We start from the raw sequence: 2,315 nt of genomic DNA, 5'->3' as shown, positions 1-2,315 counted from the left end.
TTTGAAAGCTAATCCACGGGAAAAGGTTTTAGGGGTTATAGATGAAGATCTTTACGTTCCTTCTTTAAATTTTGTCTTCGGTGAAGCTGACCCTTTAAGCAAGGTGGCGATTATCTCTCTCCAGCGGCTTAAACAGGAAAACTACGGGTCAGCAGATGAGGAAGCTTTGTATTTCTCCCGCCTGATCAAAGAGGCAGTGCATGAGCTGGGGCATCTGATCGGGTTCAAACACTGCCCTAATCCGCGATGCGTGATGTATTTTTCCAACTCCCTCTTAGAAACTGACCTGAAAACCGAGAAGTTCTGCGATTGCTGTTTGAGAAAAGCCAGAGTTGAGGGATCACTAGTCTAAGGTAATTTATGCACGGGGGTATTCTATCTATTAATTTTGTTGTTTTTTTAAGTGAGGGCACATAATTATTGTAAATTAGGAACAAAAAAATCAATAAAAGAAAGTTTCATCAGATAGAGATAAAAGTATTCTCTTTTTTTAGATAGATAAATTTCAATTCTGGATACGAAGAGAGAGGAATTACAATGTTTTATCACATGCAGATCGGAATCACTGGGATCTCGTCTTGGCTAGAAGAGAACAAAACTAGAGACCAGGTGCTCTTAGAATTTATATGTCCCTATGTTAACCGGGAAGTGACTATATGGAGAGGGGTGATTTTCAATATGGCATCCTGCGGACAACTCACGGTCTTTGAGACTGAACGTCCCGTTGACTCTGATTGGCCGCTTAAGAAAGCTGATTACCTAAAAAAAGACAAGACAGAGCTTAAATGGGACTACTCTTATGACATGCAAGTGAAACTCAAGGAAGTGGCAAAAGATGTGACGCAAGAAATGTACCGTGAGGCAATAACTTTAATTGAAAGTGGTAAGTATTGCGAACTTCGTGCTCTTTTAGTTCAACAAGCTCGTGGAAGAGAATCATTTTTTATTTGCCCCTTTGACAATAAGGAAATCAATCATAACTATGAATTTGTCATAAAACCATGTGTCGAGAGGCACCAATTCTCAATTCAACGCGCAGATGAAATAACGCACACACAAACGATCACTGAAACAATAATCAGCGCGATAAATAAATCGCGTTTCGTAATAGCTGACCTGACTGAAGCTAAGCCCAACTGTTATTATGAAGTGGGTTATGCTCATGCCGTAGGAAAACCCGTCATAATAATTGCGAAAACGGGCACGCCTCGACATTTCGATCTTGCAGCACATAATTGGACATATTGGGATACCTACGAGGACCTCAAGCCAAAGTTCGAGAAGCGAATCAATGGTGTTTTGTCAGAACTTGGAGTTTACGCAACCTCAAAGCCATAAGTCCTTGACAATTAAATCCGCACTAAAGTAACCTGATTAACTTGAGAACTAAATTATTGACTAGTTTAGGTCAAGCATGGCGAAGCCTGCTTGACAAATTTCATGTGAAAAATCCACGAAATTATATACTCCAATTAAGCCTAAGGAGTCAAAAATGATGGAGAAATTTGACTTTTTAATAGGTGATTGGGATTTAGAATATAGAGTTCCAAAAAGCACATTCAGTGAAACTGCCACAGGTTCAGGGACTGGGACGTTCAAAAGAGCGTTGGATAATAAGTATGTTTATTTTGATTACTCCTCATTAGTAGCAGGACAAAAGGGAGAAGCACATGCAATCTTTGCCTGGGATGAGAAAACTAAAGTATATCGTTATTGGTGGTTTGAAAGCTCAGGGAATTTTTTAACCGCAACTTGTGATTTCGTTAAGGATGGAGTTCTGTTTTTAAATTGGCATGATAGTTTGCTTAAACAGACCTTCAAAAGAATAAGTCAAAATAAAGTGGTTTTGAGAATGGAGCATCCGAATTCTAATGGGGAGTATGAACTGATATTGGAAGTGATATTTACTAAAAAATAAACAAGACCTATTGAACAGACAGAAATGTCTGTTCTACCGTTTTTTTTGTTCTGTCAGGTCCTAGACCTGACAGAAAGTTTTGGTGTCAGGAGTAGCTCCTGACACAACACAAAAGTAAAACTAAAGTTTTACACTCCAACAGATTCTCAATCCACGTAAATTAAAAATGGAAGATTTTAAGCCAGGATACCTGAAGCTTTACCACTCCAAAGAGCTTTTTAAACGAATTGAAATTCTAAATCAAGCCCTTTCTTCCTGCCAGCTCTGTCCTCGAAGATGCAAGGTTAATCGTCTAAAAGATGAAAAGGGGATCTGCCTGACCGGGAGATTGGCTTGTGTTTCTTCTTTTGGTCCTCATTTTGGTGAGGAGTCTCCTTTAGTCGGGACTGGCGGGTCG

Annotated in this window: 4 protein-coding genes; all 4 read left to right on the top strand. The window is 39.4% G+C overall.

The features are described 5' to 3' along the window. Positions 1-352, top strand: a 352-nt coding sequence (locus tag MUP17_03015; protein MCJ7457946.1) for an archaemetzincin family Zn-dependent metalloprotease, incomplete at its 5' end; no start/stop codon positions are given. Positions 353-537: 185 nt separating this feature from the next. After that, on the top strand, positions 538-1,338 hold the full coding sequence (locus MUP17_03010; protein ID MCJ7457945.1) for a hypothetical protein: 801 nt from the start codon (positions 538-540) through the stop codon (positions 1,336-1,338). Between the two features lie 154 nt (positions 1,339-1,492). After that, positions 1,493-1,918, top strand: a complete 426-nt coding sequence (locus tag MUP17_03005; GenBank protein MCJ7457944.1) for a DUF1579 family protein — start codon at positions 1,493-1,495, stop codon at positions 1,916-1,918. Between the two features lie 166 nt (positions 1,919-2,084). After that, on the top strand, positions 2,085-2,315 hold a 231-nt coding region (locus tag MUP17_03000), incomplete at its 3' end, for a radical SAM protein (protein MCJ7457943.1).

Source organism: Candidatus Zixiibacteriota bacterium (assembly GCA_022865345.1).
Classification (GTDB): Bacteria; Zixibacteria; MSB-5A5; order MSB-5A5; family RBG-16-43-9; genus RBG-16-43-9.
The sequence above is the reverse complement of the archived record's forward strand: the minus strand, read 5'-3'. Positions and strand labels throughout refer to the sequence as shown.